General features: G+C 54.0%; 6 protein-coding genes. 1 reads left to right on the forward strand and 5 read right to left on the reverse strand.

From position 1 onward, the window contains the following. The coding region (locus tag ABUL11_RS04420) for an MFS transporter (RefSeq protein WP_350282654.1) at positions 1 to 901 on the forward strand (901 nt) is incomplete at its 5' end. A gap of 10 nt (positions 902 to 911) precedes the next feature. Here the strand turns inward: ABUL11_RS04420 and ABUL11_RS04425 are convergent. The 5 genes from ABUL11_RS04425 to flhB are packed head-to-tail and all read right to left on the reverse strand — an operon-like array spanning position 912 to position 7,047. Beyond that, complete coding sequence (locus tag ABUL11_RS04425) at positions 912 to 1,622, reverse strand: RNA polymerase sigma factor FliA (RefSeq protein WP_350282655.1); 711 nt, start codon at positions 1,620 to 1,622, stop codon at positions 912 to 914. Between the two features lie 8 nt (positions 1,623 to 1,630). After that, the gene (locus ABUL11_RS04430; protein WP_350282656.1) at positions 1,631 to 2,524 is read right to left on the reverse strand and encodes an AAA family ATPase; all 894 of its coding nucleotides are present in this window, start codon (positions 2,522 to 2,524) and stop codon (positions 1,631 to 1,633) included. Further along, positions 2,514 to 3,788, reverse strand: a complete 1,275-nt coding sequence (flhF, locus tag ABUL11_RS04435) for a flagellar biosynthesis GTPase FlhF (protein WP_350282657.1) — start codon at positions 3,786 to 3,788, stop codon at positions 2,514 to 2,516. Before flhF ends, ABUL11_RS04430 begins: the two co-directional genes overlap by 11 nt. Then, complete coding sequence (gene flhA / locus ABUL11_RS04440) at positions 3,785 to 5,869, reverse strand: flagellar biosynthesis protein FlhA (protein WP_350282658.1); 2,085 nt, start codon at positions 5,867 to 5,869, stop codon at positions 3,785 to 3,787. The genes flhF and flhA overlap by 4 nt, the downstream gene beginning before the upstream one ends. A gap of 47 nt (positions 5,870 to 5,916) precedes the next feature. After that, positions 5,917 to 7,047, reverse strand: coding sequence for a flagellar biosynthesis protein FlhB (gene flhB / locus ABUL11_RS04445; RefSeq protein WP_350282659.1), 1,131 nt, complete (start codon positions 7,045 to 7,047; stop codon positions 5,917 to 5,919). Positions 7,048 to 7,144: the final 97 nt, after the last annotated feature.

A 7,144-nucleotide genomic window follows, 5' to 3' on the forward strand; every position in this document is an offset into this window, starting at 1 on the left:
GACCAAACCGCTTTTTGCCATTGCGCCGGGTATCGGTGTTGTACTGACAGCACGTCTGCTGGATCGGATCGGCAAGGGTGTGCGCGGTGCGCCGCGTGATGCGCTGGTGGCCGATATCGCACCGCCTGAAATACGGGGCGCAGCATTTGGTCTCAGACAATCGCTGGATACGGTGGGGGCTTTTCTTGGGCCACTGCTGGCTGTTGGCCTGATGCTGTTATGGGCCGATGATTTTCGGGCAGTATTCTGGGTGGCCGTTATTCCAGGGCTGCTCGCGGTTGCATTGCTGCTGTTTGGCGTGCATGAACCTGATCGCCATGTCGGCGAAAAACGTATCAACCCGATTCGCCCGGAAAACCTCAGGCGATTGAGTGGTGTGTACTGGTGGGTGGTCGGCGTGGGGGCTGTTTTTACACTGGCCCGATTCAGTGAGGCATTTCTGGTACTGCGGGCTCAGCAGAGCGGAATTGCCGTGGCGCTGGTGCCATTGGTGATGGTGGTGATGAATGTCGTGTACTCGGCATCGGCTTACCCTTTCGGCAAGTTGTCCGATCGGATGAGTCATAAGGTACTGCTGGCGCTGGGCCTGGTGGTACTGATTGCCGCTGATCTGATTCTGGCGCTGGATGATCACTGGATAACGGTACTTGCTGGCGTTGCATTGTGGGGTGTGCATATGGGTATGACGCAAGGTCTGCTGGCGACGATGGTGGCCGATGCGGCCCCTGCTGATCTTCGGGGTACCGCTTTCGGATTCTTCAATCTGGTGAGTGGTATTGCCATGCTGATCGCCAGTGCAGTAGCCGGTCTGCTGTGGGATCAGCTTGGAGCTTCGTTCACCTTCTACGCGGGTGCCGTGTTCTCTGGCATTGCGTTGCTTGGCTTGCTCAAAAGGTTTTGATCAGAGCAACTTACTTATCCCGCAAACGGGTTCGTAAACGGGAAATGGCCTGGGTATGCAATTGGCAGACACGTGATTCACTGACTCCCAGCACTTTACCGATTTCACGCAGATTCATTTCCTGCTCGTAATACATCCCCATGACCAGTTTTTCCTTGGCCGGCAGTTTCTCGATTGCAGCAACCAGCAGCTCCCGCAGATTTTTCTCCAGCAGCTGATCCAGCGGTTCGTTACTCTGGTCGCCACGCAGACGATCGAGAAAATGATCTTCTTCGTCTTCCTGAAAATCCTCGTAATAGATCAGTTGTCCGCCACCCGCCTCCTGCAGCATTTCCTGGTATTCGACCAGCGGCAGATTCATTTCATTGGCGATTTCCTGTTCACTGGGCGGGTAGCCAAGGCGCTGTTCCAGTGCACGCATGGCGGTTTCTATCTGGCGCATTTTTCTGCGCAGGCTGCGCGGCAACCAGTCTGCTTCTCTCAATTCATCCAGAATCGAGCCACGAATACGCTGGGCAGCGTAGCTCTCAAACTGACGGCCATAAGAACCTTCATAACGGTTGATGGCATCCAGCAGGCCGATCATCCCCGCCTGAATCAGATCATCGACCTGAACACTGGCCGGCAGTCTGGCCATCATGTGATGGGCAATCCGTTTGACCAGAGGTGTAAATTCAGTAATGAACTGGTCTTTGTCAACAATTCCTGTTTCGGTATACATAGGCTCTCTCACACCGTAAAATCCGCTGTATCAAGATGACTGGTACGAATCAGTCTGCGCATGAAATTCTCCACCCCGTCGTTATCTGTCCAGGGTCCTGCACACCGCATCAGTTTTTCAGCCAGTTGCCGATAACCTGCAGCCGATGCGGATGTCGGGAAAATTTCCACTACCGGCTGACAGAGCCGGGTCGAACGATGCAGTTTTTCATCGAATGGAATGTATCCTGTCCACTCCAGCTTGACTGCCAGATGCTTTTGAGCAACACCGGCGATATTCTCGAAAATATCGCGCGCCCTCCTTTCTGATTCCACCTTGTTGACCAGCACCAGAAAATCCCGCCGGGCATATTCCTGGCTGATGAGTTTGATCAGGGCGTATGCATCTGTAATGGCTTTGTCGGAGCCGGAGAGCACGATCAATACCTGCTGGGAAGCCAGACTCAGCGGGACGACCCGGCTGGTTCGCCCGATCGCGGTATCGATCAGCACGACATCCACCGTCTGGGACAGGTCGCTGAAGCATTGGATGAGCCGTTCCTGATCAGCAGATGAAAGTTTCGCCAGCGAATGGATTCCGCGCATCGCCGTCAGCACCAGTACATCTTCTGGTCCTTGTGTCATTACCTGTTCAAGGGTTTTATCCTGATTGATGACATGCAGCAAATCGTAACGCGCGTTGAGGCCGAGATTGGCATTGACATCTTTGTGACGCGGGTTTTCATCCAGAATCAGCACGCGTTTACCTGTTTTTGCCAGGGAGACAGCCAGATTGATGACCGAACTGGTTTTACCAACACCTGTTCGCCCGCCTACCACGGCAAATATACGTACTCCGGCATTGGGTTCCAGCGCGGTCAGCTCACGCAAGCCGGCTGCCTGGTCTTTTTTGTTACTGATCATGGCTTGCCTCGAGGCGTGTTTGCTGTCTGGCGACTGCTCGGTCGGCATAATTGCCTGCCATGATCATTGCAAATTCCGGATCCTGCAGCGAAAAAGGTGAATTTTCCGTCGAAGGCTTGAAAATACGGTGCAACAGGTAACGTGAATTGGCTTCGTGCAGATCTTCCGGCACTTTCTGGCCGTTGGTCACATAATGCAGTACCAGTTTGCGCCGGATTACTGCGTCTAGCGCAACGCCCAGACTGGCTGCCTCATCCACTTTGGTAATGATGCAGCCATGAATACCGTATTGCTGGTAGGCGGAAATGACTTCTTCGAGCGTATCTCCGCTGCTGGTTGCATTGAGTAGCAGCAGGTGTTTTATTTCTGTTCCGCACTGGCTCAGCATGATGATCTGCTCGGCGAGCATCTGATCCCGCTGGCTCATCCCGACGGTATCGATCAGTACCATGTGTTTGCCGCGCAATTCATGCAGCATTAATTGCAGATCATCGATATCCTTGATGCTGCGTACCGATATGCCCAGCAGCTTGCCGTAAATACGCAACTGCTCGTGGCCCCCGATACGGTAACTGTCGGTTGTCAGCAGCGCCACTTTGTCGGCACCATGCCGGATGACGGCACGTGCAGCCAGTTTTGCTGTCGTCGTGGTTTTACCGACCCCGGTTGGCCCGATCAGTGCATAAATCCCGCCTTGCTCGATGATTTCGTCACCGGCTGTGGTGCGTAAATTGAGTGTGAGCAAAGCGATGGTTTTTTTCAGGCTTTGTTCGAAATCGCGATCAGTCGGCAATTTCTCCAGCAAATGGCGCGACAGTAACGGGCTGAAACCCGCACTCAGCAACGTGCGCAATACCTTCATCCCGCCGGGATCACGTTGTGAAAAATTGCTCCATCCCATGGTGATCAACTGTTCTTCCAGCAATTGCCGCATGGCATGGATTTCCTGGAGAATATTCGCACTTTGAATATCTGCCATCGCGGGCGCGGGTTCCGGCTGTTTCAGAACGGACGGCGCCTGCTTTTTCTCGGCAGCAGGTTTTTGCCGGGGTGCAGCAGCCGTTTTAGCGGCTGGCGCAGCTGCAGTTGCTTCGGGTGGTGTATCGCTGGTGAGGCTGGAAATATCCTTGCCTGCCAGTGCCATGATTTCGATTCCGCCCGGTACCTGCTTGTTTGACAGAATGACTGCATCCGCTCCCAATTCATCCTTGACCTTGCGTAACACCTCATGGGAGGTGGCAGCCAAAAATTTTCTTACTTTCATTTTTTGTTACCTCCAATGATCGATATGAATTTGATTTTTCTGGTATCCGGAATTTCGGAATGGGCCAGAACCCTTAACTGAGGCAATGATCGACGTAGGAAGCGGGACAGCAGCAGGCGAATCGGATCCGGTACTACCAGCACGACTGGTAATCCGATCTGTTCCAGTCGCTTGACTGCATTACCAGCTTCACGTGCCAGTGTATCGGCCAGGCCGGGCTCGATCCCTCCATCCGCCACCGGATCAGATTGCACCACCTGCAGCAGAATGGTTTCCAGCTCAGGATGCAGGCTCATGACCTGCATCTCTGCGCCGGACGGGAAACACTGCTCCACGATGGCACGTCCCAGTGCGACTCGAACCAGGGCGAGCAGCTCACTGATATCCTGGGTACGCCCTGCATGTTCGGTCAGGGTGTCGATGATGGTGCGCATGTCACGGATATTCACGCCCTCTTCCAGCAGATGCTGCAGAATCTTCTGTACAGTGGCCAGAGGCAGCAGCTTGGGAATCAGATCTTCCGCCAGTTTGGGCGAACTGTGCCCCAGGTGATCGAGCAGTTTCTGCAATTCTTCCCGCCCGAGCAGCTCGGAAGCATGCATGCGCATCAGATGATTCAGGTGAGTAGTGACGACCGTGCTGGCATCGACTACGGTATAGCCGCTGGTTTGCGCCAGCTCTCGCTGTTCTGTCTCGATCCAGACTGCCGGCAGCCCGAAAGCCGGATCTTCGGTGCTGTTGCCTGGCAATGCCATGGTGACCTGACCGGGGTTGATTGCCAGATGCATGCCGTTATAGGATTCCCCCTGGCCGATGACCGAGCCTTTCATGGTGATGCGGTAGCCATTGGGGCGTAATTCCAGGTTATCCCGGATATGGACTACCGGCGGAAGAAAGCCGATTTCCTGGGCAAATTTCTTACGTATACCGTTGATGCGCTTGAGCAAATCTCCCTGGCGCTGTTTATCAACCAGCGGAATGAGACGATAACCTACTTCCAGCCCGAGTGTATCGACCTGAACCACATCCTCCCAACTGGCATCCTGCACTTCGCTGGAAACGACCTCGGGTTCTTCCGATTTTGCAGCCGGTGAAGCGGGACGATGGGTGACGTAATAGGCAAGTGTGCCGATCATTCCGGCCAGCAGCAGAAAAACGAAGTGCGGCATGCCCGGAACCAGCCCCAATGAGCCGAGGATACCTGCCGTCAGCCACAATACTTGTGGTTTGTTCAGTAACTGATTCACGAATTGCTGACTGAGATCTTCATCGGTGCTGACTCGGCTGACTACCAGACCGGCAGCCGTAGAAATGATCAGCGCAGGGATCTGGGCCACCAATCCGTCACCAATCGTCAACAGCGTGTAGTTTTTGGCGGCATCACCGAAACTCAGATCATGCTGCAGCACACCCACGGCCAGACCGCCGATGATGGTAGTCAACATGATCAGAATGCCTGCAATCGCATCGCCGCGCACGAACTTGCTGGCGCCATCCATCGAACCGTAGAAATCGGCTTCCTGCGCAACCCGTTCGCGTCGCTTGCGTGCCTCGTCTTCCCGAATCAGGCCGGCATTGAGATCGGCATCGATCGCCATCTGTTTTCCCGGGATGGCATCCAGTGTGAAGCGGGCGCTGACTTCAGCGATACGCCCGGCACCCTTGGTGATGACGACAAAATTGATCACCACCAGAATGATGAATACCACTAGGCCCACTGTATAGTTACCGCCCACCAGAAAATGACCGAATGCCTCGATGACTTTACCGGCGGCATCCGGACCGGTATGACCATGCATTAGCACGACCCGGGTCGAGGCTACGTTCAGCGAAAGCCGTAACAGGGTCGTGATCAGCAGAACAGTAGGAAAGACAGCAAATTCGAGCGCATCACGCGAATAAAGACTTACCAGCAGCACGATTACCGCCAGTGCGATATTGAAAGTAAACAGCACATCCAGTACGAAGGGCGGTAGTGGCAGAACCATCATTGCCAGGATCATGATGATCAGCATCGGCCCTGCAAGACTTTGCAGTTGGCCACTTCGCGTCAGCGTAGATAAAGACAGAATATTATTCATTCAACATCCGGATTCTGATAACTGTGTATGGGTCAGATAAATCACTGTCAGGCATGATCCATTTCTTCCGGTATCGCTATTTCCGATGACAGCTGCGGAGCAATACCACCCGTCGTCTCATATCGTTTCAACTGAAAAATGTAGGCCAGCACATGTGCCACTGCGGTATAGAGTGTTTCGGGAATCTCGGTATCCAGTTTCACATGGTGATACAGCGCCCGCGCCAGCGGCGGCACTTCGAGCACCGGAATATGGTGCTCATCTGCCAGTTCACGGATTCGGGCTGCGATCAGTTGTGTTCCTTTTGCCACTACTTTCGGTGCGCGCATCGAGCGATCCTGATATTTCAAAGCGACGGCGTAGTGCGTCGGGTTGGTGACCACGACATCTGCTTTGGGGACTTCTGCCATCATGCGCCGGCGTGCCATTTCGCGCTGCATGCTGCGAATGCGTGCCTTGACTTGCGGATCACCCTCATCTTCCTTGGATTCCTTGCGCAGATCTTCCCGGGACATGCGCAATTGGCGCGCGTGATTCCAGATCTGAAAAGGTACATCGATCAAGACGATCAGCAGCATGGCGCCGACGATCAGCATAAAGGTCAGACCGATCAGTTTGCCCATGCTGATCAGGCTGGTATCCAGCGACATACCGATCAGATCGAGTACATCCTGTTTGTGACTCCAGATAATCCCGGCAGCAACACCCCCAATGATCACTGCCTTGGCGATTGCCTTGACCAGCTCGATCAATCCACGCGATGAAAATATTCTTTTGAGTCCACTTACCGGGTTGAGGCGTTTGAAATCCGGAAACAGTGCCTTGGAGCTGAAAAGCCACCCGCTGAGCAGCATGGGAGCAAGCAGTGCTATGATCATCAGCCATCCCAGCAGAGGTGCAATGGCCAGTAGCCCGTCGAGTGCAAGCTGAAACAGCCTGGGCAGCAACAGCGTCGGATTGAAGGCAACTTCCTGTTCTATTCGCAGGCCGCTTTCCAGTACGGCAGACAATTTCTGAATGATGATCGAACCGATCACTGATAGGCTGCCAGAAGCCGCAATCAGCAGAGTGAATGTGGTCAATTCCTGTGAGCGCGCTACCTGCCCTTCTTCTCTGGCCTTCTCCAGACGTCTGGGCGAAGCCGGTTCAGTACGTTCAAGATCGTTATCGTCTGCCATGGCGGATTCCTCTCGATGAACCGGAATTATCCGCACTCACCCGAAAAGTGATGTGGCAAACAAACGAGGATTTAGGCTGTTAATTAACGGTAGAGTG

Origin of the sequence: Nitrosomonas sp., assembly GCF_040256045.1 — a bacterium.
Lineage (GTDB): Bacteria > Pseudomonadota > Gammaproteobacteria > Burkholderiales > Nitrosomonadaceae > Nitrosomonas.